Source organism: Phenylobacterium sp. (genome assembly GCF_035475775.1).
In the GTDB taxonomy this organism is placed as follows: Bacteria; Pseudomonadota; Alphaproteobacteria; order Caulobacterales; family Caulobacteraceae; genus Phenylobacterium.
The window spans coordinates 1-22217 of record NZ_DATIMC010000035.1; the positions used below are offsets into that span (position 1 = coordinate 1).

At 71.6% G+C, this 22217-nt stretch carries 21 protein-coding genes; 11 read left to right on the forward strand and 10 right to left on the reverse strand.

Annotated features, from left to right (window positions below; genetic code table 11):
* Together VLI41_RS04150 and VLI41_RS04155 are read right to left on the reverse strand one after the other, a co-directional pair.
* A partial coding sequence (locus tag VLI41_RS04150; RefSeq protein WP_325266792.1) for a response regulator occupies positions 1–328 on the reverse strand: 328 nt, incomplete at its 3' end.
* A 49-nt stretch (positions 329–377) separates the two neighbouring features.
* Complete coding sequence (locus VLI41_RS04155) at positions 378–1046, reverse strand: MBL fold metallo-hydrolase (RefSeq protein ID WP_325266878.1); 669 nt, start codon at positions 1044–1046, stop codon at positions 378–380.
* Between the two features lie 211 nt (positions 1047–1257).
* On the opposite strand from VLI41_RS04155, the gene VLI41_RS04160 reads away from it, so the two are divergent.
* Both VLI41_RS04160 and hrpB read left to right on the forward strand, forming a co-directional pair.
* Complete coding sequence (locus VLI41_RS04160) at positions 1258–2853, forward strand: APC family permease (protein ID WP_325266793.1); 1596 nt, start codon at positions 1258–1260, stop codon at positions 2851–2853.
* A 71-nt stretch (positions 2854–2924) separates the two neighbouring features.
* Positions 2925–5363: an ATP-dependent helicase HrpB gene (hrpB, locus tag VLI41_RS04165; protein ID WP_325266794.1), complete on the forward strand. Its 2439-nt coding sequence runs from the start codon at positions 2925–2927 to the stop codon at positions 5361–5363.
* A 6-nt stretch (positions 5364–5369) separates the two neighbouring features.
* Here the strand turns inward: hrpB and VLI41_RS04170 are convergent, their stop codons facing one another.
* The gene (locus tag VLI41_RS04170; RefSeq protein WP_325266795.1) at positions 5370–5840 is read right to left on the reverse strand and encodes a carboxymuconolactone decarboxylase family protein; all 471 of its coding nucleotides are present in this window, start codon (positions 5838–5840) and stop codon (positions 5370–5372) included.
* Positions 5841–6041: 201 nt separating this feature from the next.
* Between VLI41_RS04170 and VLI41_RS04175 the strand changes: the two genes are divergently transcribed.
* On the forward strand, positions 6042–6941 hold the full coding sequence (locus VLI41_RS04175; RefSeq protein ID WP_325266796.1) for a sugar phosphate isomerase/epimerase: 900 nt from the start codon (positions 6042–6044) through the stop codon (positions 6939–6941).
* 11 nt (positions 6942–6952) lie between these two features.
* Here the strand turns inward: VLI41_RS04175 and VLI41_RS04180 are convergent, their stop codons facing one another.
* On the reverse strand, positions 6953–7741 hold the full coding sequence (locus VLI41_RS04180) for an RNA methyltransferase (RefSeq protein WP_325266797.1): 789 nt from the start codon (positions 7739–7741) through the stop codon (positions 6953–6955).
* Entirely contained in the window at positions 7738–8640 is a 903-nt protein-coding gene (locus VLI41_RS04185) for a class I SAM-dependent methyltransferase (RefSeq protein ID WP_325266798.1), read from the reverse strand. The genes VLI41_RS04180 and VLI41_RS04185 overlap by 4 nt, the downstream gene beginning before the upstream one ends.
* Before the next feature lie 149 nt (positions 8641–8789).
* Between VLI41_RS04185 and VLI41_RS04190 the strand changes: the two genes are divergently transcribed.
* Positions 8790–9422, forward strand: coding sequence for a TetR/AcrR family transcriptional regulator (locus VLI41_RS04190; protein ID WP_325266799.1), 633 nt, complete (start codon positions 8790–8792; stop codon positions 9420–9422).
* Positions 9423–9507: 85 nt separating this feature from the next.
* Here VLI41_RS04190 and VLI41_RS04195 read toward each other — a convergent pair whose 3' ends face one another.
* Entirely contained in the window at positions 9508–11649 is a 2142-nt protein-coding gene (locus VLI41_RS04195) for a lytic transglycosylase domain-containing protein (protein WP_325266800.1), read from the reverse strand.
* 104 nt (positions 11650–11753) lie between these two features.
* Here VLI41_RS04195 and dapA point away from each other — a divergent pair, with 104 nt between their 5' ends.
* The 3 genes from dapA to VLI41_RS04210 all read left to right on the forward strand — a co-directional run bounded on the left by dapA (position 11754) and on the right by VLI41_RS04210 (position 13990).
* Positions 11754–12638, forward strand: a complete 885-nt coding sequence (gene dapA / locus VLI41_RS04200) for a 4-hydroxy-tetrahydrodipicolinate synthase (RefSeq protein ID WP_325266801.1) — start codon at positions 11754–11756, stop codon at positions 12636–12638.
* A 1-nt stretch (position 12639) separates the two neighbouring features.
* A complete protein-coding gene (gene smpB, locus VLI41_RS04205) occupies positions 12640–13098 on the forward strand; it encodes an SsrA-binding protein SmpB (protein ID WP_325266802.1) in 459 nt (152 codons plus the stop codon).
* Between the two features lie 154 nt (positions 13099–13252).
* Positions 13253–13990 (forward strand): GNAT family N-acetyltransferase, encoded by a 738-nt coding sequence (locus VLI41_RS04210; protein WP_325266803.1) that lies wholly within the window; start codon positions 13253–13255, stop codon positions 13988–13990.
* A 154-nt stretch (positions 13991–14144) separates the two neighbouring features.
* Here the strand turns inward: VLI41_RS04210 and VLI41_RS04215 are convergent, their stop codons facing one another.
* The 4 genes from VLI41_RS04215 to VLI41_RS04230 form a co-directional block, all read right to left on the reverse strand.
* Positions 14145–15548 carry a M20/M25/M40 family metallo-hydrolase gene (locus tag VLI41_RS04215; protein WP_325266804.1) on the reverse strand — a complete coding sequence of 468 codons (1404 nt, stop codon included), beginning with the start codon at positions 15546–15548 and terminating at the stop codon, positions 14145–14147.
* Between the two features lie 64 nt (positions 15549–15612).
* A complete protein-coding gene (locus VLI41_RS04220) occupies positions 15613–16668 on the reverse strand; it encodes an MBL fold metallo-hydrolase (RefSeq protein ID WP_325266805.1) in 1056 nt (351 codons plus the stop codon).
* Between the two features lie 34 nt (positions 16669–16702).
* Positions 16703–17365 carry a uracil-DNA glycosylase gene (locus VLI41_RS04225; protein WP_325266806.1) on the reverse strand — a complete coding sequence of 221 codons (663 nt, stop codon included), beginning with the start codon at positions 17363–17365 and terminating at the stop codon, positions 16703–16705.
* Entirely contained in the window at positions 17352–17966 is a 615-nt protein-coding gene (locus VLI41_RS04230; protein WP_325266807.1) for an NYN domain-containing protein, read from the reverse strand. Before VLI41_RS04230 ends, VLI41_RS04225 begins: the two co-directional genes overlap by 14 nt.
* 3 nt (positions 17967–17969) lie before the next feature.
* On the opposite strand from VLI41_RS04230, the gene folK reads away from it, so the two are divergent.
* From folK to pyrE, 4 genes are all read left to right on the forward strand, one after another.
* Positions 17970–18494, forward strand: coding sequence for a 2-amino-4-hydroxy-6-hydroxymethyldihydropteridine diphosphokinase (folK, locus tag VLI41_RS04235; protein ID WP_325266808.1), 525 nt, complete (start codon positions 17970–17972; stop codon positions 18492–18494).
* A 317-nt stretch (positions 18495–18811) separates the two neighbouring features.
* On the forward strand, positions 18812–19171 hold the full coding sequence (gene rpoZ, locus VLI41_RS04240) for a DNA-directed RNA polymerase subunit omega (protein WP_297693500.1): 360 nt from the start codon (positions 18812–18814) through the stop codon (positions 19169–19171).
* A gap of 128 nt (positions 19172–19299) precedes the next feature.
* Positions 19300–21474, forward strand: coding sequence for a bifunctional (p)ppGpp synthetase/guanosine-3',5'-bis(diphosphate) 3'-pyrophosphohydrolase (locus VLI41_RS04245; protein ID WP_325266879.1), 2175 nt, complete (start codon positions 19300–19302; stop codon positions 21472–21474).
* A gap of 94 nt (positions 21475–21568) precedes the next feature.
* Complete coding sequence (pyrE, locus tag VLI41_RS04250) at positions 21569–22153, forward strand: orotate phosphoribosyltransferase (protein ID WP_325266809.1); 585 nt, start codon at positions 21569–21571, stop codon at positions 22151–22153.
* Positions 22154–22217 lie beyond the last annotated feature (64 nt).

Here is a 22217-nt window from a genome sequence, read left to right on the forward strand (position 1 = left end):
GATAGTCGTCGGCGCCGAGCTCCAGGCCCACGATGCGGTCGGTGTCCTCCCCCATCGCCGAGAGCATGATGATCGGCGGCCCACCGTCGGCGGAGGCGACGCGCCGGCAGACCGCCAGCCCGTCCTCGCCCGGCAGCATGACGTCGAGCACGATCAGGTCGACCGGCCCGCGCTCCAGGGCCTGCTCCATCTCGCGCGCGTCGGCGGCGGTGGACACCTTGTAGCCGTGACGGCCGAGGAACTCGGAGACCACGTCGCGGATGCCCGGATCGTCGTCGACCATCAGGATGCGGGCCCCCTGGGCGGTCATGTCTTGCGCGGTCTCCATGAGCCGGATGCTGGAAGCCGAGGGTAACACCCGGATTTCCCGGTTGAAATCAGCTTTGCAGCCCGCCTTCGGCGAGGACCTCGTCGGCCACGAAGGGATTCGTCCGGCGCTCCTGGCCGAAGGTCGACATCGGACCGTGGCCCGGCACGAAGCGGACGTCGTCGCCCAGCGGCCAGAGCTTCTCGGTGATCGAGCGGATCAGGCTCTGGTAGTCGCCGCGCGGGAAATCGGTGCGCCCGATCGAGCCCTGGAACAGCACGTCGCCCACCTGGGCGAAGCGCGACTGCGGGTGGAAGAAGATCACGTGCCCAGGGGTGTGGCCCGGGCAGTGGCGGACCTCGAAGCGGGTCTCGCCCAGCGTCACGGTGTCGCCATCGCCGAGCCAGCGGTCCGGCGTGAAGCCCTTGGCGTCGGGCATGCCCCAGCGGGCGGCGGAGGCCTCGATCTGGTCGATCCAGAAGGCGTCGTCCGGATGCGGGCCCTCGATCGGCGCGCCGGTCGCGGCCTGCAGCGCCGCGGTCCCGCCGGCATGGTCCAGATGACCGTGGGTGATCCAGATCTTCTCGAGCTCGAGCTCGTACTGTTTCAGGGCGGCGAGCAGGCGCGGGACCTCGCCGCCGGGATCGATCACGGCCGCCTTCTTGGTCCTGGCGCACCAGACGATGGTGCAGTTCTGCTGCAGCGGGGTGACCGGGGCGATCAGCGCATGGATGGGCAGGTCGGGGCGGGCGGGGGCGTTCAAGATCCAATCCTATGGCTCCGCGGCGCGCCGCGGCTCGCCTAACAATAGGGAGACCGCGCGAAACCACAACAAAGCCGGGCGCTTGGGCCGCGGGCTGCAAGTCGCATTGCCGGGCGCGGGCCCGCCAGCTAGCGTGCCCCCAATCACCCGCTCGCGGGGGAGTCGGGGAATCGAGGACAGGGCCCTCATGGCGAACGCTGCAGGCATTTCGCGCATCTTCCTGCGCAAGTCCGTCGGGCAGATCCAGGCCGAGCACGAGCATGGCGAGCTGAAGCGCTCGCTGGGCGCGCTCAACCTGGTGCTGCTCGGCATCGGCTGCATCATCGGAACCGGCATCTTCGTGCTCACCGGCCGGGCGGCGGCGCAGTTCGCGGGCCCGGCCATCATGGTGTCCTTCGTCATCACCGGCGTGCTCTGCGCCTTCGTGGCGCTCTGCTACGCCGAGCTCGCCTCGGCGCTGCCGGTCTCGGGCTCCGCCTACTCCTACACCTATGCCTCGATGGGCGAGGGGGCGGCGTGGGTCATGGGCCTGTTGCTGCTCCTGGAGTACGGCCTGGCGGCCTCCACCGTCGCGGTCGGCTGGTCCGGCTATTTCACCAGCCTGTTGGGCGACATGCATCTCGGCATTCCGGCCGCGCTGACCGCCGCGCCGGGCGTCGCGGTCAAGGACGCCGCCGGCCACGTGATCGCCACCGGGGTGATGAACCTGCCGGCGATCGTGGTGATCGCGCTGGTCACCCTGCTGCTGGTCCGCGGGGTCTCGGAGAGCGCCACGGTCAACAACATCATCGTGGCCATCAAGCTGACGGTGGTGATCGCCTTCATCGCCATCGGCTCGCGCTACGTCCATCCGGCCAACTGGGCGCCGTTCGTGCCGGCCGAGATCCCGGTCCGGCCGCCCGGCACGCCGATGGACATCTGGCACCAGATCGGCCGCGCGCTGATCGCCGTGATCACCGGCGACAACTCGACCAAGTACGGCGTCGGCGGCGTGATCCACGGCGCGGCGGTGATCTTCTTCGCCTACCTCGGCTTCGAGGCGGTCTCCACCGCCGGGGCGGAGTCGCGCAATCCGGCCAAGGACATGCCGATCGGCATCCTCGGCGCGCTGGTCATCTGCACCGCGCTCTACATCGCCACCTCGGCGGTGCTGGTCGGCATCGTGCCCTACGCCTCGCTCGACAACCCTGCGCCGATCGCCACCGCGGTCAACCAGATCGGCCTGCCGTGGTTCGCGGTGCTGGTGAAGATCGGCGCCATCGCCGGGCTGTCCAGCGTCATGCTGGTGCTGCTCTATGGGCAGACGCGGATCTTCTACACGATGAGCCGCGACGGCCTGCTGCCCAGGTCGCTGGCGACGGTGCACAAGACCTTCCGCACCCCGTGGATCAACACCATCATCGTGGGCCTCGCGGCCATGGGCGCGGCCGGGTTCCTGTCGCTGGACGCGCTGTCGGACCTCTCCAACGTGGGCTCGCTCGCGGCCTTCACCCTGGTCTGCATCACGGTCATCTACCTGCGGGTCAGCGAACCGGGCCTGGTCCGGCCGTTCCGCACGCCGTTCTTCCCGGCGACCCCGATCCTCGGGGCGGTGATGTGCCTGATCCTGCTGATGAGCCTGATGTCGACGCCGGCCACGCGGACCTTCTTCCTGAGCTACCTGGCGGTGGGCGTGGTGATCTACTTCCTCTATGGCATCCGCAAGTCGGCGCTGGGGCGCGGGATCGTCGTCAAGGGCGGCGAGCCCGAGCCTTTCGTCGACCTGCCCCAGCAGGGCGACTGATCGCGCCTGACTGACGGCCGACCTCGGGCGCCGTGGCCGCCCGGCGCGCCGGGCGTGATATGCGCGGGCCCATGCTCCCGATCCACGACGCCCTTCCGGGCCTGAAGCGCGCGCTGGCGGCCCGCAACGCCGCCGTCCTGGTCGCCCCGCCCGGCGCGGGCAAGACCACCGTCGTCCCGCTCGAGCTGCTCGCCGAGCCCTGGGCGGGCGAGGGCCGGATCATCGTGCTCGAGCCGCGCCGCCTCGCCGCCCGCGCCGCCGCCGAGCGGATGGCGAAGACCTTGGGTGATCCGGTCGGCGGGACGGTGGGCTTCCGCGTGCGGATGGCCTCGCGCGTCTCGGCCCGCACCCGCGTCGAGGTGGTCACCGAGGGCGTCTTCACGCGCATGATCCTCGCCGATCCCGCGCTCTCCGGCGTGGCCTGCGTGATCTTCGACGAGTTCCACGAGCGCAGCCTGGACGCCGACCTCGGCCTGGCGCTCGCCCGCGACGCCCAGAAGCTGCTGCGCGAGGACCTGCGCCTGCTGGTGATGTCCGCCACCCTCGACGGCGCCGCGGTCGCCCGCCTGCTGGACGACGCGCCGGTGGTGGAGAGCCATGGCCGGGCGTTCCCCGTCGAGACCCGCCACCTCGGCCGCGATCCGGCCGTGCGCCTCGAAGACCAGGTGGTCCGCGCGATCGAGCGCGCCCTGGCCGAGGAGGCCGGCTCGGTGCTCGTCTTCCTGCCCGGCCAGGCAGAGATCCGCCGCACCGCCGAGCGCCTGGAGGCGCGCCTGCGCCGCCCCGAGGTGGAGATCGCGCCGCTCTATGGCGCGCTTGATCCCGCCGCCCAGGACCGCGCCATCGCGCCGGCGCCCCCGGGGCGGCGCAAGGTGGTGCTGGCCACCTCCATCGCCGAGACCAGCCTGACCATCGAGGGTGTCCGCGTGGTGATCGACGGCGGCCTGGCGCGCGTCCCCCGCTACGATCCGGCGAGCGGCCTGACCCGGCTGGCGACCGTCCGCGTCTCCCGCGCGGCCGCCGACCAGCGCCGTGGCCGCGCCGGGCGCACCGAGCCCGGCGCCTGCTACCGCCTGTGGGACGAGCCCGAGACCCGCGCGCTGCCGGCCTATGCCGATCCGGAGATCCTCGACGCCGACCTCTCGGGGCTGGCGCTCGACCTCGCCCGCTGGGGCGCCAAGGACCCCGCCGAGCTGGCCTTCCTCGACCCGCCGCCCGCCGCCGCCTACGCCGAGGCGCGCGCGCTGCTGATCCGCCTGGACGCCCTGACCGCCGAGGGCGTGCTGACGCCCCACGGCCGCGCGCTCGCCGAGTTTCCGCTCGCGCCGCGGCTCGCGCACATGGTGCTGAAGGCCGCCGCAACGGGCCAGGCGCGCCGCGCCGCCCGCATCGCCGCGCTGATCGCCGAGCGCAACCTCGGCGGCCGCGACGCCGACCTGCGCCATCGCCTGGAGGCCCTGGACCGCGACCGCAGCCCGCGCGCCCGCGACGCCCGCGCGCTTGCCGACCGCTGGGCGAGGCTGGCGGGAAAGGAGGCGACCGCCGCCGAGCCGCTCTCCGACGGGCTCCTCCTCGCCTTCGCCTATCCGGAGCGTCTCGCCCGCGCCCGCGGGTCGGTGGGCGAATTCCAGCTGGTCTCCGGCCGCGGCGCGTTCGTCGAGCCCACCGACGCGCTGGCCCGCGCGCCCTGGCTGGCGGTGGGCGAGCTCGGCGGCGGGAGCGTGCGCGACCGCATCCTGCTCGCGGCCCCGCTGGACGAGGCGGAGATCCTCGAGGTTTTCGCGGGCCAGCTCACGGAAGAGGACCACCTGGAGGAGAGCGGCGGCGGCAAGCTGCGCGCCAAGCGCATCCTGCGCCTGGGAAGGCTCACCGTCCGCGAGACCCTGGTCGAGACCCCCGATCCCGCGCTGATCGCCCGGGCGCTCGCCGAGCGGGTCCGCGCCCAGGGACTCTCGGCCTTGCGGCTCGGCGAGGCGGGGCAAAGCTTCCGCGAGCGCGTGGCGTTCCTCCGCCGGCGCGATCCCGCCTGGCCCGACCTCTCCGACGAGGCGCTCATCGCCCGTCTGGAGGCGTGGCTGACGCCGCTGCTTGTCGGCGTGCGCGCGCTGGCGGACCTCAAGCCGGACGCCCTCGAGGCGTCGCTTCGCGGTCTGGTCCCCTGGGACCTGCAGCGCCGGCTCGCAACGGAAGCGCCTGCCCGCTGGACCGCGCCCTCCGGCGCCAGCTTCGCCATCCATTACGCCGCCGAGGGGGGGCCGCGCGTCGAGGTCCGCGTGCAGGAGGTCTATGGGCTTTCCGAGCACCCGCAGGTCGGCGGCGCGCCGCTGACGCTTTCGCTGCTCTCGCCGGCCCACCGCCCGATCCAGACCACCCGGGATCTGCCCGGCTTCTGGCGCGGCTCCTGGCGCGATGTCCGGACCGAGATGAAGGGCCGCTATCCCAAGCACCTGTGGCCCGAAGACCCGGCCGCGGCCCAGCCCACCACGCGGGCCAAGCCGCGCAAGGCGTGACCCACCTCAGGCCGCCGCGGTCTCCCTCGCCGGCTTGTCCTTGGGATGCTCCGAGCGAAGCCCGATGGCCAGCCGGTTCCAGGTGTTGATCAAGCCGATCGCCAGGGTCAGGTCGGCGATCTGCTGATCGCTGAAGTGCGGCTTCAGCGCCTGGAAGTCCTCGTCGGGCGCGTGGGTCTCGGCGACCCGGGTGAGCGCCTCGGTCCAGCCCAGCGCCGCCCGCTCGCGCGGGCTGTACAGGCTCGACTCTCGCCAGGCGTCGAGCAGGAACAGCCGCTTCGGATCCTCGCCCGCCTTCAGGGCGTCGGCCGAGTGCATATGCAGGCAGTAGGCGCAGCCGTTGATCTGCGAGGCGCGCATCTTGACCAGGTGCAGCAGGCCGTGCTCCAGGCCGCTGTCCGTCAGGTATTTCTCCAACGCGAGCAGCTGCTCGAGCGGCTTCTGCGCCAGGGCGTAGAGGTTGAGGCGTGGGGACATCGGAGGCTCCTTCAGCTCTTTTCGCCTAAGGACGGGCGGCCCGGCCCGGATGTGACACGCGCCGCCGGGCCGCCGCGGACAGCATGATCCGCCTCGCCGCGGCGAGATTGAGGCTGGCGGCCCGCCCATGCCCGGCGGGCGATGGAACCTGAGCTTGCCAAGCGGCGCATGGCGCCGCTCACTGTCGGCCGGGGAGGGACCATGCATCTCACGCGCCGCCGGGCCCTGTCCGCAGCCTTCGCGCTCATGGCCGGCGCCGCCCGGTCCGCGCCGCAGCGCTTCTTCCGGAGTCACCGCTTGCCCATCGGCCTGCAGCTCTACTCGGTCGGTGCCGAGCTCCGCCGCGATCTGGACGGGACCCTGAAGGCGCTTTCCGCGATCGGCTACACGACGGTCGAGACCGCCGGCTATGCGGGGCGCTCGGCCCAGGAGCTGCGCGCCGCGCTCGATGCTCATGGGCTGGCCTGCACCTCGGCCCACGTCCAGCCGCGCGGCGGCGGCCCCGAGCCGACGCTCTCGGGCGACCTCGGCCGTCTCGCCGCCGACATGCGCATCCTGGGGGCGCGGCACGTGGTCATGCCGATCTTCCTGGTCCCCGAGGGCAAGTCGCTGCGGTCGCCGCCCTCCGCCGAGGACTGGAAGGCCACCGCGGCGTTCCTGAACCGCACCGGCGCGGGCCTGAAGCGCGAGGGGCTCGCCTTCGCCTACCACAACCACAATCCGGAGTTCGCGCCGCTCGACGGCGGCACGGCCCTGGACCTGCTGCTGCGCGAGACCGATCCCGCGCTCGTGCAGTTCGAGATGGACGCCGGCTGGGTGGTCGCCGCCGGCCGCGATCCGGTGGAGGTGCTGAAGGCCCATCCCGGCCGCTTCCGGATGATGCACGTGAAGGACGTGGCCAAGGGCGTCGAGCCCAACTTCGCCTTCCGCGTGCAGACCACCTCGGTCGGGCAGGGGATCATCGACTGGCCGCGCCTGCTCGCCGCCGCCTACGCCGAGGGCGTGCGCGAGTACTTCGTCGAGCACGAGCCGCCGTTCGCCCGCCCGGTGCTGGAGATGCTGGCCGACAGCTACCGGAACCTGGCGGCGCTCACCGCCTGATCGATGCCGATCTAAGGCGTCGCCGCGTAGATCATGATGCCGGTCGCCACGGCGAGGTTCAGCGAGTCCGCCCGGCCGCGCATCGGGATCTTCACGTTCACGTCGCAGAGCCTCGCCATCTCCGGCGGCAGGCCCTGCTGCTCGTTGCCCATCAGGATCAGCGAGGGCCTGACGTAGTCGGCGGCGCGGTAGTCGAGGCTGGCGGCGAGCAGCGTCCCCACCACCGAGCCCGGCCAGCGGTCGCGCCAGGCGGCGAACTCGGCTTCCGAGGCCCGCGCCAGGGCGGCGGCGAAGATCGAGCCCATGGTCGCGCGCACCGCCTCCGTCGAATAGGGGTCGCAGCACTCGCCGACCAGGATCACCCCGCCGCAGCCGGCCGCATCGGCGGTGCGCACGATGGTCCCGAGGTTGCCCGGGTCGCGCACCCGGTGCAGCGCCACCCAGCAGGGGGCCGCGTGCGGCTCGATCTGGTCGAGGGCCCGGAACGCCTGGCGGAAGACGCCCACCACCGCCTGCGGATTCTCCCGCCGCGAGACCTTGGCGAGGATGGCCTCGGTCACCTCGAGCGCCTCGCCGCCGGCCTCGCGCGTCGCCGCGACCGCGCGCCGGGTCAGCGGATGATCGGCCGCCTCGGCGCCGAACAGCAGCATCTGCGGCGCGTGGCCGGTGTCGAGGCCCTCGACGACGGTCTTCAGCCCCTCGGCCACGAACAGGCCGGTCTGGTCGCGGGCCTTCTTCAGGTGCAGGGCGCGCAGGGCCTTCACCGTCGGGTTCTGCAGCGAGGTGACGCGGCCGCTCATGCCGACCACCGGGCGTAGAAGCTCATGCCGATCTGCCGGGGCGGGGCATCCTGCGCCAGCGCCAGCTCGCCCCAGTCGATCCGTCCGCCGCGGGCCGCCAGCGCCTCGGCCAGCAAGCCCGAGAGCGCGGCGCCGGAGATCCGCTCGGCATAGGCGTTGAGCAGCAGGAAATCGGCGTTTTCGGCGAGAAGTCCGCAGCATAGGCGGACAAGCTCAGGCAGGTCGTCGAACAGCCGCCAGACCTCGCCCGCCGGGCCGCGGCCGTATTTCGGCGGATCGAGGACGATCCCGTCGTAGCGCGAGCCGCGCCGGGCCTCGCGCGCGACGTACTTGCGCGCATCCTCGACGATCCAGCGGACCGGCCGCTCCGCGAGCCCGGACAGCTCGGCGTTCTCCCGCGCCCAGCCCACCGCCCGCCGCGAGGCGTCGACGTGGGTCACCGCCGCGCCCGCCGCGGCCATCACCAGGCTCGCCACGCCGGTGTAGCCGAACAGGTTCAGGATTCTCGGCGCTTCGCCGCGGGCGCGCACCCGCTGGTCGAGCCAGGCCCAGTTGGCCGCCTGCTCGGGGAAGAAGGCCAGGTGGCGGAAGCTGGTGAACCGGCCGTGGAAGCGCGCCTCGCCCCAGGCGAGCGGCCAGGCCTGCGCCGGCTCGCCCCGGAACCGCCAGCGCCCGGCGTCCTCCTCGCCTTCCGGATCGAACACCGCATCGGCCGCCGCCCAGGCCTCCGCCGCGAGCGCCGGCGCCCACAGGCACTGCGGCTCGGGCCGCACCACGGTGTAGGGCCCGTAGCGCTCGAGCTTGCGTCCCGCGCCGGAATCCACGAGCTCGTAGTCCGCCCATCCGGTCGTGCGCATCAGGCCGGGCGTCTCGGCCAGCTTCGGTCCGGAACGGCTCATGGCGCGGCCTTACGAGCTTCGGGCGCCGCTCGTCCAGTGCCCGGCGGCTTCCGCTGCGACAGCTTTGCGCCCGTATCTCACGTTACGCCCTTGTCACATCGAAGGATTTGGGGTCCGCTGCCCTGGGGGTTGGGGAGGATCGGATTCCAGTGACGGTTGCAGCGACCACGACTCGTCGATCCTCGCGCAAGGCGAAGGGCGACGGCCATCTGCGGCGCGCCGAGATCCTCGAGGCGGCGGAGCGGATCTTCGTGGCCGAAGGCTACGAGGGGGCGACCATCCGCAGGATCGCCGACGAGGTGGGGGTCTCCTCCACCGCGCTCTACATGCACTTCGCCGACAAGAGCGCCATCCTCCTGGAGATCTGCGAGCAGACCATCAAGCTGCTCCTGGACCGCAACCTGGAGATCGCCGCCAAGCCGATCGATGCCGTGGTGCGGCTGAGCATGATGCTCGAGGCCTACATGCGCTGGGGCATGGAGCACCCGAACCCCTATCAGCTGGTCTATTCGGCGCCGCGTCCGGAATCCGCGGTCTCGGAGAGCGCCGCCGCCGACCTCGGCGCGGCCTGCTACGACGTGTTCTGCGGGGTCGTGCGCGAGATCGCCGCCGCCGGGCGCCTGCGCAACGGCTCGGCCGACTGCGCCGCCCAGGCGCTGTGGATGTCCTGCCACGGGGTGGTGGCCCTGCTCGCCGCCCGGCCCAACTTCGCCTGGGCGGACCGCGAGGAGCTCATCGCCGTCACCCTGGACGGCCTGATCAACGGCCTGGTCGTCGATTAGGCCCGCCGCCGCGACCTTGGCCTGTCTCTGGACGCCGGCCCCGCAGGGGCGGGTCTCGGGCTCGCCGCTCGCCGCGCGGGCATAGTCAGCGTGCGGCCGAGACGCGGGTCAGCGGGGCGGGCTGCGCGGCGGCGAAGCCGTAGGAGCCGCGGCGCAGGTCGGCGTGCAAGGTGATCGGCGCCGTGCCGCCGCTCAGCTTGGCCCGATAGACCTGCACGTTCTCCATCACCCGCATCACGTAGTTGCGCGTCTCGGAGAAGGGGATGCACTCGATGAAGTCGACGGGATCGGTCGCGCCCCGCGGATCGCCGCAGAACGAGACCCACTGCCCCGGCCGGCCCGGCCCGGCGTTGTAGGCCGCCGCGGCCATGACGTAGGAGCCGGAGAACTGGTCCACCAGATGGCCCAGGAAGCTGGAGCCGAGCTGCATGTTGTAGTCGGCGTCCTCCAGGCGGGCGGGCGAATAGCCGACCCCCATGCGGCGGGCGACGACGGCGGCGGTGGCCGGCATCAGCTGCATCATGCCGCGCGCCCCGGCCCCGGAGTGGGCGTAGGCGTCGAAGCCGCTCTCCTGGCGGGTGATGGCCAGCACGAACGCCGGCTCCGGCCCGCCCGCCACCTGCGGCGGCGCGCGGTAGGGATAGGCCCGCTGGGGCAGGATGAAGCCGTGCTGCGCGGCCGAGCGGGCCACCAGCATCGAGAGGTACTGATCGCCATAGCCGCGCACCAGGTCGACCAGCAGCGCCTCGTCGGCCGTCGAGGGGAGCACGTCGTCCAGGCTGAGCACGAAGCTGCGGTAGAGGTCGCGGTAGCCCAGCTCGTAGAGCAGACGCGCGGCCTGCACCGGCTCGCGGGCTTCGAAGCGGGCGCGCTCGCCCGGCGTGATCTCCGGATCGGCGGTCAGCGTCAGCTTGCGCCCCACCTTCTCCATGGCGAGCTGGCCATAGAAGGTCGTGCCGTGCGCCGAGGCCGCCTGGTAGAAGCTGTCGGCCGACGCCTGGTCGCCCTTCGCCTCGGCGGCGCGGCCCTCCCAGTAGAGCGCCCGGGCGCGGGTGATCGGCGAGGTGCCGATCCGGTCCAGGGTCGCGAAGTGCTTCGCCGCCGCCTCGGGGTCCTTCAGCTTGGTCAGCGCGATCCAGCCCGCATAGAAGGCGGCCTCCGCCGCATCGGGCCCGGTCATGCTGTCGCAATCGGCCGCGGCGTAGGCGCTCCGGGCGTCGCCGGCCCGGAGCGCGGCGATGATCAGCTGCTTGCGCTCCTCCCAGACCTGCTTGGCCATCTCAGGCGTGGGCGCCTCGCGCGGGAAGTCCTTGACCAGCGCCTGGGCGAGCGTCTCCAGGTTGTGCCGGCGGTAGTAGGCGGCGCGCTCGAAGGCGACGCCCGGCGAATTGGCGACGCTGGCAGGCAGGGCGGCGGCGAGCTCAGGCGCGTTGGCCGCATTGGCCCGCAGCGCCAGCCTGGCCTCGGCCGCCTGCTGCTGGTCCGCGGGGATCAGCGGCAGGAGGTCGCGCGCGGCCTGGGTGTTCTTCTCATAGAGCAGGATGTCGACGCGGCGGACCTGGTCATCCTGGGTCAGCAGCCCGGCGAAGCGGGCGAGCATCGCGCGCTGCGCCTCGGCGTCGAACGCCCTGTCGCGCCACCAATGCCTGATCAGGGCCTGGGCCTCGGCCGGCCGGCCCAGCGCCTGCTCGGCGGAGGCCAGCGCCATCGCGCCCTGCGGCGTATCCGGCCCGTCGGCCCGGAACCAGGCCACGATCTCGCTGGGCGACTTTCCCGAGGCTTCCAGCTGCCGCTCAGCGGCCAGCTCCCGGCGCGAGGCCCTGGGCCACTCGGCGAGCTCGCGCCTGGCGCTGTCGATCTCGAAGAAGCCCAGCGAATCGCCGTCCGAATCGGCCATCGCCCAGGTGGCCACCTTGCGGGCCAGGGAATCCGAGAGCTCGCTGCGCGCCGCGCGCGCGCCGTTCACGTCGCCGCGGCGGGCCGATTCGATCGCGCGGCGGAGCAGGGCCACGTCGGCGGCCGAAAGCGTACGGCCGGCGGAATGCACCACCGCGGCCGCTTCGACGGGCGCTTCCTCGGGAATCGCGTTCTGCAGCAGGTCGCCGATCGGATCGACCGGCTGCGCGCGCGCGGCGGCCGTGGCCAAGCCGAGCACGCCGGCGATCAGTGCGATCTTGCGGGCTTTTGCGAGCACGCTGGTGTCCCCCAACGGACTGCCCCCCTTCATCGACGACTTGATACGAACATTGCGAGCGTGGCCCACTCCCCCATATTGTCGCGGCAGTTCTGAATTTCGCTTAACAAGCGAGCCCTTCACGGCAATTTGCTGAAATGTCCGAGCCCCTGTTCCGCGGCGTCCTGCCGGCGCTGGTGACGCCGTTCCGCGACGGCGCGTTCGACGAGCCGGCCTTCGTGCGCCTGGTCGAGCGTCAGATCGCAGGCGGGGTTCATGGTCTGGTTCCCGTCGGCACCACCGGCGAGACGGCGACCCTCAGTCATGACGAGCACCGTCGCGTGGTCGAGCTATGCGTGAAGACCGCTGCAGGACGCGTGCCAGTCGTCGCCGGGGCGGGCTCCAACGCCACCGAGGAGGCGATCGAGCTGGTCCGCCACGCCAAGGCCGTCGGCGCCGACGCGGCGCTCGTCGTCACCCCCTATTACAACCGCCCCAGCCAGGAGGGGCTGTACGCGCATTACCGGGCGATCAACGACGCCGTGCAGCTGCCGGTGATCATCTACAACGTGCCCTCGCGCACCAGCGTCGACATCTCCAACGACACGCTCGCCCGGCTCGCCAGGCTGCCGAACATGGTGGGCGTCAAGGACGCCACCGGCGACCTGCCGCGCGCCTCCTTCCAGCGCCTGATGTGCGGCGAGGACTGGGTGATGCTGTCGGGCGACGATCCCTCGGCGCTGGGCTACATGGCCCACGGCGGCCACGGCTGCATCTCGGTGACCGCCAATGTCGCCCCCGAGCCGTGCGCCGCTTTCTACAACGACGCCCTGGCGGGCCGGTGGCAGGGCGCGCTCGCGGGCCAGGACCGGCTGATCCGGCTGCACAAGGCGCTGTTCGCCGACGCCTCGCCCGCGCCGACCAAGTTCGCGCTCGCCCACCTCGGCCTCTGCTCGGAGGAGACGCGGCTGCCGATCGTTCCCTGCTCCGAAGCCGCCCGCAAGGAAGTGCTGGCCGCGATGCGGGACGCCGGGGTCATCTGACATGCCCGGCAAGCTGATCGCCGAGAACCGCCGCGCGCGGTTCGACTACTTCCTGGAAGACACCTTCGAGGCGGGCCTGCAGCTCACCGGCTCGGAGGTGAAGTCCCTGCGCAACGGCCGCGCCAACATCGCCGAGAGCTATGCGGCCGTCGAGGGCCACGAGATCGTCCTCGTGAACGCCGACATCCCGCCCTACAAGCAGGCCGGCCCCTACTTCAACCACGAGCCGCGCCGCCACCGGAAGCTGCTCCTGAAGCGGCGCGAGATCGACAGGCTGATCGGCGCGGTCAAGCGCGAGGGCCGCACCATCATCCCGACCCGGCTCTACTGGAACGACCGCGGCATCGCCAAGCTGGAGGTGGCGCTGGCCAAGGGCAAGAAGCTGCACGACAAGCGCGACACCGCCGCCGAACGCGACTGGCAGCGCGACAAGGCCCGGCTACTCAGGGAGAAGGGGTGAGCCTGCCTCCCCCGTTCACGGGGGAGGGGGACCGCTCGCCGCAGAGCGAGCGGTGGAAGGGGCAAGCCCCGCGCAAGTCATCGCCCCGCCCACCATCGGCTCTTCGCTGCGCTCGGCCGATGGTCCCCCCCTCCCCATCAATGGGAGGGCAGGGGTGACGCTCGCTGAGGCGGAGATCGATGCCCTCGAGCGCTCCATCGTGGAGTCCGTCGCGCCTGAGCGCGTCCTGGAGGTCGCAGGCTGGCTCGTCCCGCTCGATCCCGGCGCCATTGGCCGCGCGAAGAGCGCCGTGCCGCTCGCCCACGGCGCCGGTCCGGGCGCGATCGAGGAGATCGAGCAGGTCTACCTGGCCGCCGGCCTGGCGCCCGCCTTCCGGATCGCCGAAACCGCGGCGCTCGCGCCGGTCCGCGCGGCGCTCATCGCCCGCGGCTATACGCCCCTGAACCCGACGATGATGAAGCTCGGCGCCGCCGACGGCCTGATCGCGCTCTCCGATGATCCCGCCGAGCTGCTGGAGGCGCCGGACGCGGCCTGGACCGCCTGCTTCACGGGCGAAGGCTTCGATCCCGACGAGGCCGCCAGCCGCATCCGCAATCTCACCCGCTCGCCGGACGTGCTGTTCGCCGCCGTGCGCGAGGGTGAGCGCATCACGGCGGTGGGCGTCGTCTCGTTCGGTCGCGGCTGGGCGGGCGTCCACGGCATGCGCACCGCGCCGGACCGGCGCCGCAGGGGCCACGCCAGCCGCATCCTGGCCGCGCTCGGACGCGCCGCGGCCGCGCGCGGCGTCAGACGCGCGGTTCTCCAGGTCGTCCAAGACAATCCCGCCCGCAGCCTCTACCGCGCGACCGGCTTCTCAGCGGTTTGGCGGTACCACTACTGGAGTGGGGGTTAATGCAGGATCCGGTCAATCGGCCCAAACACGTCAGGAGCGAACCAGGTCGTCACTGCGGAAGCTGCCGCCCAGAGCGTGAGGACCATAGGCTGTGGCGTCTCGGTCGTGCCTCGGCGGTACCAGAACGATCAGAGAACACGAAAGAATTTCAGCCTTATTTCGCCAGCTCCCTGAGGATGAGCTCCCACTGCAGGAGCGCCCCGTCGAGGGACGCCAGCGGGACGCGCTCGTCGAGCCCGTGGGCGAAGTCGTCGGAGGGCTTCATGAACACCCCCGAGACCCCATAGGCCGGCACGCTCTCGGCGCGGAAGAACATGCTGTCGGTGGCCCCGGCCGACATCGAGGGCACGATCGGCAGGCCGGGTGCGCGGGCGTGCACCGCCGCGCTCACGGCGGCCAGCACGTCGGGCCTGAGCGCCGAGGCCGGCGCATCGATGGAGCCGTCGTCCTTGCGGGTCACCCGGGCGGCCGGATCGGCGATCACCTGCTCGATCACCTTGCGCACCGCCTCGGAGGGCGTGCCGGGGAAGATGCGGCAGTTGACGTTGGCCTCGGCCCGCTGCGGCAGGGCGTTGGGCGCATGGCCGGCGCTCACCATGGTCGCCACGCAGGTGGTGCGAAGCTGCCCCACATAGTCCGGATCGGCCGTCAGGACCGCGATCGCCTGGGCGTCCTTCGGGTTGGCCAGGTAGCGGCGCAGCGCCGCGCCGGTGGGGCCGGGGGTGATCGGCGCCGCGGCCCGGAACGCCGCCTCGGTGATCTCCGAGCGCATCACCGGGAACCGATAGGCCGCCAGCCGCCCGAGGTCGGCGGCGAGCTCGTAGATGGCGTTGGACTTGCCGGGCCGGCTGGAATGACCCCCGGGGCTGGTGACGGCGATCGCGAAGTCCGCGTAGGTCTTCTCCGCCGCCTGCAGCCCATAGTAGAGCGGCTTGCCGTCCTGCGAGAGCACGCCGCCGCCGGCGTCGCCGTTCAGCACCAGCTCGGCGTTCTTCAGCTCGACCGCATTGGCGCGGCCGGTCTGCATCTGGGTCTCCTCGTCGCCGGAGAGCGCCAGGACCACGTCGCGCCCGGGCGTCCAGCCCTCGCGCTTCAGCTTGGCCAGCACGGTGACGATCGCCGAGACGTCGAACTTGTCGTCATAGGCGCCGCGGCCGAACACGTAGCCGTGCTCCACCACCGGGGTGAACGGATCGCGGGTCCAGTCCTTGGGGTTGGCCTCGACCACGTCCATGTGGTCGATGACCACGATCGGCTTCCTGGCCGGATCGCGTCCGCGGTAGCGGGCGACCAGCCGCGCCGTGCCGGCCATGGGCTCGATCCTGACGTCCTCGGGCGCGAAGCCCGCCGCCACCAGCAGACCCTTCAGATAGGCCGCATAGGCCGGGACCTGGTCGCCGGGCGGCACGACGGTGCGGAAGGCCACGCCCCGCTTCAGGGTCTCCAGCGCCCGATCGTGCAGCGCGGTCGGGGGCTGAGGCGCCGGCGCGGCGGCGGCGGAAAGGGCGGCCAGGGCGAGGACGGCGGCGAGTCCGGACAGGGCGTCGAGATGCGGCACTTGCGGACGTTCCGTTGCGGCGACCCGGGCTGTGTAGCCGAGCCCCGGCGCTTGTGCGAGCCGTTCAGGTCTCCACCGGATGGCCCGCCTCCCGCCAGGCCTTGACGCCGCCGTCAAGCGCCGCGGCGCGCCCGTAGCCCAGTTCTCGCAAGGTGGCGGCGGCGAGGGTGGAGATCTTGCCGAATTCGCAGCAGGTGAGGATGCGCACCGTCGGATCCGGCAGGGCGCTGTTGACCCGCAGTTCCAGCTGCCCGCGCGGCAGGTGCACTGCGCCGGGCACATGGCCGGACTCGAAAGCGTCCCTCTCGCGCAGGTCGAGCACCACCAGGTCGCGGCTGTTCCCGCCGATCCGGCCGGCGAGCTCGGCCAACGACATGAACGGCACCTTGGCCGCGGCCTCGGCGAGCAGCTGGTCGACCGTCTTGCCGCCGCTCATGTTGGTGCGCAGCGCCTCGGTGAGATGCGTCGGCGCCGAGAGGTCCAGGTGTTGCATCATCTCCACGAACGCGCCCCGCTCGGTTTTCTGCAGCCGCGGATTGTCCGCGATCTCCGCGCCGATCGTGGAGTGGCTGCGGCCCTTGTAGTCGTGCGCGGGATAGACCAGCGTCTCCGGCGGCAGCTTCAGGAGCTTGTCGAACAGGCTCTCGTAGAGCGCATGCGGATCGCCGGTGGGCAGGTCGGTGCGGCCCGTGCCGCCGATCAGCAGAGTGTCCCCGGTGAACACCCGGTCGTCCAGCGCCAGGCACATGGAATCACGCGTGTGGCCAGGCGTGTGCAGCGCCTTCACCTTGAGTGAGCCCGCGATCAGCATGTCCCCGTCGTCGAGCCGCAGGTCAGCGTAGGGGGCCGGGCTCAGCCGGTGCATGACCACCGGCGCGCCGAGCGCCTTGCCGAGCTCGCGGCTGCCCGAGAAATGGTCCGCGTGAGTGTGGGTGTCGATCACGTAGCGCACGGCGAGCCCGTGCTGGGCGGCCAGCCCTCGGTATTCGTCGATCCGCGACTGCTCGGGGTCGATCAGCACCGCTGCGCGGCTCGCCGCGCAACCGACGAGGTATGACTGGCAACCGCCGGTCGCGATCTGCTCGAACACCATGGCGCCCTCCCGAACGTCGTTCGGCAAGGGTTGCGCCGCCGGCCTGCGCTGGCAAGGGCCGTCAGCCCGCCAGGAGCGCCCGGGCGCGTTGGAACACGGCCTCGAACATCGGCGCGGTGAGCCGGCCGGTGTTCGTGTTGAGCCGCGAGCAGTGGTAGCTGTTGAGCAGGGTGAGCGGGCCGACCCGCATCTCCGCCCCGTGGCCGCTCGCGCCGGCGCCGGCCGTCAGGCCCAGCGCGCGCAGGACGTTGCGCCGCGCGACGTCGCCCAGCGTGACGACCACCTGCAGGCGGGGGAGCGCGGCGATGCGGCTCGCCAGGTACGGCCGGCAATTGGCCTGCTCGGGCGTCTCCGGCTTGTTGCCGGGCGGGGCGCAGCGCACCGCGTTGGTGATCATGCAGTCGACCAGCGTCAGCCCGTCGTCGGGCCGGGCCTCGTAGCGGCCCTGCGCGAAGCCCAGCTTGATCAGCGTCCCGTAGAGCAGCACGCCGGCGAAATCGCCGGTGAACGGCCGCCCGGTGCGGTTCGCGCCGGTGCGTCCGGGCGCCAGGCCCACGACCAGCAGCCGGGCGTCCGGGTCGCCGAACGACGGCGCGGCGCCGTTGAACCACTCGGGATGGGCTGTTCGGTTGGCGGCGCGGTAGGCGACCAGCCGCGGGCAGAGCGGGCAGTCCGGCGGCGCGTCCGGCGGATAGCCCGCCTCCGCCGGCTCAGGCCTCGGCATCGGCCTCGTCGACGCGGTCGCGCCCCAGCTCCCGCTCATGGGCGCGGGCCTCCTGAATGAAGCGCGGCAGGCGCGAGGGCCGGCCGATGATCTCCGCCAGGTCGGCCAGGTCGACGAAGCTGTCCGCCTGGCGCCTGAGGTCGTCGGAGGCCATCGGCGGCGTCGACTTCACCGTCGAGACGACGGTCACCCGCGCGCCCTTGCGCTGCACCGCCTCCACCAGGCAGCGGAAGTCGCCATCGCCCGAGAACAGCACCAGGTGGTCGGCGGGGCCGGCCATCTCCATCATGTCGACGGCGATCTCGACGTCCATGTCGCCGCGCCAGCGCTTGCGCCCCTGGCTGTCGACGTATTCCCGCGCCGGCTTGGTCACCAGCCGGTAGCCGTTGTAGTCCAGCCAGTCGACCAGCGGCCGGATCGGCGAGTACTCCTGATCCTCGACCAGGGCGGTGTAGTAGTAGGCCCGCACCAGCACGCCGCGCTGCCGGAACTCCTCCAGGAGCTTCCGGTAGTCGATGTCGAAACCCAGGCCCTTGGCCGACGAGTAGAGGTTGGCCCCGTCGATGAAGAGGGCGAGCCTGTCAGTGGGATAAAAGGTCATAAATTGAAATTCCTGAAGTCAGGGCTCGAGGCGCTGGATGAAGTGACGGTCATCGCCCTTGGCTCCAATATGGCCGGCGGCTACCCGTCTTCCGAGGCGCTTCTCGAGGCGGCTTTGGCGCGGTTCCCTGGGGCCCGATTGCCCGTTCTCGCCAGGTCCGGCTGGTGGCGTTCCGCCGCCTGGCCCGATCCCGGCGAACCTGAGTATCGCAACGGCGTCGCGCTTGTCGAGACGAGCCTGCGCCCGCGGGCCGTTCTGGAGGCGCTTTTTTCCATCGAGCGCGGCTTTGGCAGAACACGCGGCGCGGCGAACGCGCCACGCACGCTCGATCTTGACCTCATCGCCTGCGGCCGCGAGGTGATCGATGCCCCGGGCCTGGTCCTGCCCCACCCCCGCGCCCACGAGCGCCTGTTCGTCATGGGCCCGCTGGCCGAGATCGCGCCGGGGTGGGTGCACCCCACGCTTGGCCGGAGCGCCGCCGAACTGGTGGTGACCGCCACGGTGGGCGCCGACGCAATCCCCATTTGAATCACGGAACACACGGAACACACGAAAAGGGGCGCTCCGCGCCGGATCGAACCACGGATTTCACGGATCGACACGGATTGCCTCTGCGAGAGCCAGCGAGCGGCTCAATGCTGTCGCGCTCAGGTCATGTCGCGCCTACGGCGCAGCCGAAGCCACCCGAATCCGTGCAATCCGTGAAATCGGTGGTTCCCCTTCTTCGGTGTGTTCGGTGTGTTCCGTGGTTCGTATCGAACGCAGGTGCGGCCTTTCCCGCATTGCACAATCGGGCCCCGGCCATTATCTTCCCAGGTTCTCTCCCCGAGATTCCGAGGACTTAAATGGCGCGCGTCACCGTCGAAGATTGCATCGACAAGGTTCCCAACCGCTTCGGCCTGGTGCTGCTCTCGGCGCATCGGGCGCGCGGCATCTCCGCCGGCTCGCAGATCCTGGTCGACCGCGACAACGACAAGAACCCGGTGGTGGCGCTGCGCGAGATCGCCGACGACGTGGTCGATCCCGAAGAGCTGCGCGAGGGGCTGATCGGCACCCTGCAGCGGGTCGACGAGCGCTCCGAGGCCGAGGAAGAGGCCGAGACCCTGGCGCTGCTGGCCGATCCCACCCACACGCAGATGAGCGAGATGGAGCTGGTCCGCGCGTTGCAGAGCGACCGCGATGGCGGTCAGGAGGAGCGGTACTGAACGCCGAAGGCGCAGAACCGCTAGCCCAACCGACGGCGAACCCTCCCGCCGCCACGACCCCCGACGCTCGCAAGCCGGACGGCCCGAAAACCGACGGGGCGGCCCCCAGGGCCGCCGGCCGGCCGAAGCTGCTGCGCCAGTTCGAGCTGATCGAGAAGGTCCGCTCCTACGATCCCACCGCCGACGAGGGCCTGCTCAACCGCGCCTACGTCTACGCCATGCGCATGCACGGGGCGCAGAAGCGCGCCTCGGGCGATCCCTACTTCGCCCATCCCATCGAGGTGGCGGGCATCCTCACCGAATACCGGCTGGACGCCGCCACCATCGTCACCGCCCTGCTGCACGACGTGATCGAGGACACCCCGGTCACCCGCGCCGAGATCGACCGGCTGTTCGGCCCCGAGATCGGCGAGCTGGTCGAGGGCGTCACCAAGCTCTCCAAGCTGGAGCTCTCCTCCGAGCACCTGCGCCAGGCCGAGAACCTGCGGAAGTTCATCCTGGCGATCTCCAAGGACGTCCGCGTGCTCATGGTCAAGCTGGCCGACCGGCTGCACAACATGCGCACGCTGCAGCACATCAAGCAGCCCGCCAAGCGCGAGCGCATCGCGCGCGAGACGCTGGACATCTACGCCCCGCTGGCCCGCTCGATCGGCATGCACCGCATGACCACGGAGCTGGAGGAGCTGGCCTTCGAGCACCTCAACCCGGTGGCGCACTCGGCGATCTGCCGGCGCCTGGAGACGCTGCGCCACGATCAGGGCGGCGCGGTCGCCATGGCCTCCGGCGAGATCGCCAGCCGCCTCGACAACGCGGGCATCCCGGCGCGCGTCTTCGGCCGCGAGAAGCATCCCTACTCGATCTGGCGCAAGCTGCAGCGCAAGTCGATCGGCTTCTCGCAGCTCTCCGACATCTACGCCTTCCGGGTGATCGTCGATTCCGAGGAGGACTGCTACCGCGCGCTGGGCGTCATCCACCGCGCCTGGCCCAGCGTGCCCGAGCGGTTCAAGGACTTCATCTCCACGCCCAAGCGCAACAACTACCGCTCGCTCCACACCACGGTCGTGGGGCCCAAGGGCATGCGCATCGAGATGCAGATCCGCACCGAGGCCATGGACCGCGTCGCCGAGGAGGGCGTCGCCGCCCACTGGCGCTACAAGAACCACGAGGAGGAATACGGCTTCGACCTCGAGCACCAGAAGGAGGCCGGCGGCCGCGATCCGCTGGTCAACCTGCGCCACCTCGTCCAGGTGCTGGAGCACGGCGGCGACGCCGAGGAGCTGGTCGAGCACGCCAAGCTCGAGATGTATCTCGACCAGGTGTTCGTGTTCACGCCGAAGGGCCAGCTGGTCAGCCTGCCCAGCGGGGCCATGCCGCTCGACTTCGCCTACGCGGTGCATACCGACATCGGCGACACGACCGTGGGCGTGAAGATCAACGGCGAGCTGAAGCCGCTGCGCACCGTGCTCTCCAACGGCGACGTCGTGGAGGTGATCCGCGGCGGCAAGCCGGGCGTGCCGCCGGACTGGAAGTCGCTCACCGTCACCGGCCGCGCCCGCTCGGCGATCCGCCGCCACATCCGGCTCACCGAGCGCGAGGAGTTCTCCAAGCTCGGCCGCGCCACCGTGCAGCAGACCTTCGAGAGCGTCGGCAAGACCGTGAAGGACGTCTCGCTCCGGCCCGCGCTCGACCGCTTCGCGGTGACCAGCGAGGACGACCTGTTCGAGGCGGTCGGCCGCGGCCGCATCTCCCCGCCGCAGGTGCTCGACGCCATCTTCCCGGGCCTGAAGGTCTCCGAGCGCGAGGTCGCCGCCGCCCGCCGCCGCATCGAGGGCGGCAAGCAGGCCCGGCTCTACGTCCGCGGCGGGGGGCTGACGCCCGGCGTGTCGATCCACTTCGGCGAATGCTGCTCGCCGGTGCCGGGCGACCGGATCGTCGGCATCCTGGAGAGCGACGGGCGCGGCCTCACCGTGCACACCATCGACTGCGAGCGGCTGGCCGAGTTCGAGGATCGCGAGGAGCTGTGGCGCGACCTGCAGTGGACGCCCGAGGCCGAGCGCAACGCCATCGCCCCCGCCCGGCTCACCGCCACCATCCGCAATGCGCCGGGCGTGCTGGGCCAGGTCTGCACGGTGATCGGCCAGGCCGGCGGCAACATCATGAACCTGCGCATGCATCACCGGCAGTCGGACTTCTTCGACGTGGACATCGACGTCGACGTCAACGACGCCAAGCACCTGACCCACATCGCCGCCGCCCTGCGCGCCAACCCGAGCGTCGAGACCGTCGACCGCACCAAGGCGTAGGCGTTCGCCGCGGCGCCGGACGACGGACGCCGGTGTCGCCGTCTGGGCGCAGTCCTATTCCGATCCGGTGCGAACCGCACTATCAGCGAAGCCCATGACCACCGACGACGTGCTTGCCGAATTCCGCGGCGCAGGCGCCCTGCGCGAAGGCCACTTCATCCTCGCCTCCGGCCGCCATTCGCCGATGTTCCTGCAGAAGAACCTGGTCTTCCAGTACCCCGAGCGCACCGCGCGGCTCTGCAAGGCGCTGGCCGAGAAGATCGAGGCGCGGTTCGGCAAGCCCGACCTGATCGTGGCCCCGGCCGTGGGCGCCATCATTCCCGGCTACGAGACCGCCCGCTGGCTGGGCGTGCCCGCCCTCTACGTCGAGCGGGAGGAGGGGAAGTTCAGGCTCAGGCGCGCCTTCACGATCGCGCCCGGCGCCAAGGTCGTGGTGGTCGAGGACGTCATCACCACCGGCGGCTCGTTCCGCGAGGCCGTCGAGCCGATCGCTGCGGCGGGCGGGGAGGTGGTGGGCTGCGCCTGCCTGGTGGACCGCTCGGGCGGCCGGGCCGAGGTGGGCTGGCCGCTGGTGGCGCTGGCCACCGTCGACGTCCCCTCCTACGCCCCCGACGAGGTCCCCCCCGACCTCGCCGCCATTCCCGCCGAGGAGCCCGGCTCCAAGCGCCTGAAGGGGTGAACCACGAAGGCGCGAAAGGGCACGAAAGCCGCTTCGCGCCGGAACCACGGATTTCACGGATGGG